This window comes from Lactobacillus acetotolerans DSM 20749 = JCM 3825, from assembly GCF_001436775.1.
In the GTDB taxonomy this organism is placed as follows: Bacteria; Bacillota; Bacilli; order Lactobacillales; family Lactobacillaceae; genus Lactobacillus; species Lactobacillus acetotolerans.
Map to the genome: position 1 here is coordinate 1 of NZ_AYZC01000097.1, position 949 is coordinate 949.

Consider the following 949-nt stretch of genomic DNA (forward strand, 5'->3'; position numbering starts at 1 on the left):
ACCAACGACCTTTGGGTTATGAGCCCAACGAGCTACCAGACTGCTCCATCCCGCGATAAAATTTTAAATAATGTCCTAGTGGACCTTGTAGGACTCGAACCTACGACAAGACGGTTATGAGCCGTCTGCTCTAACCAACTGAGCTAAAGGTCCAAGCTCTAGCAAATAGCGGCGGGGGGGATCGAACCCTCGACCTCCCGGGTATGAACCGGACGCTCTAGCCAGCTGAGCTACACCGCCAAAAAGTAATCGATAGTTTCATAGATTACAAATCGGGAAGACAGGATTCGAACCTGCGACCCCCTGGTCCCAAACCAGGTGCTCTACCAAACTGAGCCACTTCCCGTTATGTATGCGCCCTGAAGGACTTGAACCTTCAACCTTCTGATTCGTAGTCAGACACTCTATCCAGTTGCGCTAAGGGCGCATCATTAAATGCCGAGGACCGGGCTCGAACCGGTACGGTTGAAACCAACCGCAGGATTTTAAGTCCTGTGCGTCTGCCAATTCCGCCACCCCGGCATAAAATGAAAGCGGAAGACGGGATTCGAACCCGCGACCCCCACCATGGCAAGGTGATGTTCTACCACTGAACTACTTCCGCAAAATATACAATGCCGATTATACGACTTGAACGTACGACCCCCTGTTTACAAAACAGATGCTCTACCAACTGAGCTAAATCGGCATAAATACATGGTATATATTTAATTGTAATGGCGAATACGGGTGATGGGACTTGAACCCATACGTCCAAAAACACTAGAACCTAAATCTAGCGCGTCTGCCAATTCCGCCACACCCGCAAAATGGGGTCATGAGTCGTGACGGGCTTGAACCGTCGACCCTCTGATTAAAAGTCAGATGCTCTACCGACTGAGCTAACGACTCGGATGGAGGATACAGGGCTCGGACCTGTGACCTCCTGCTTGTAAGGCAGATGCTCTCC

Annotated in this window: 9 tRNA genes; all 9 read right to left on the reverse strand. The window is 50.6% G+C overall.

From position 1 onward, the window contains the following. Window positions 1–79: 79 nt before the first annotated feature. The 9 genes from FC77_RS07660 to FC77_RS07700 all read right to left on the reverse strand — a co-directional run bounded on the left by FC77_RS07660 (window position 80) and on the right by FC77_RS07700 (window position 891). Window positions 80–153, reverse strand: a tRNA-Ile gene (locus tag FC77_RS07660). Between the two features lie 13 nt (window positions 154–166). Then, window positions 167–240 (reverse strand) — tRNA-Met (locus FC77_RS07665). A gap of 32 nt (window positions 241–272) precedes the next feature. Beyond that, window positions 273–346: transfer RNA gene (locus tag FC77_RS07670), tRNA-Pro, on the reverse strand. 7 nt (window positions 347–353) lie between these two features. Further along, window positions 354–427, reverse strand: a tRNA-Arg gene (locus FC77_RS07675). 9 nt (window positions 428–436) lie between these two features. After that, a tRNA-Leu gene (locus FC77_RS07680) sits at window positions 437–522 on the reverse strand. Between the two features lie 10 nt (window positions 523–532). Then, window positions 533–604: transfer RNA gene (locus FC77_RS07685), tRNA-Gly, on the reverse strand. Between the two features lie 11 nt (window positions 605–615). Further along, a tRNA-Thr gene (locus FC77_RS07690) sits at window positions 616–688 on the reverse strand. 36 nt (window positions 689–724) lie between these two features. Next, window positions 725–806 (reverse strand) — tRNA-Leu (locus FC77_RS07695). 12 nt (window positions 807–818) lie between these two features. Next, window positions 819–891, reverse strand: a tRNA-Lys gene (locus FC77_RS07700). Between the last annotated feature and the right edge of the window lie 58 nt (window positions 892–949).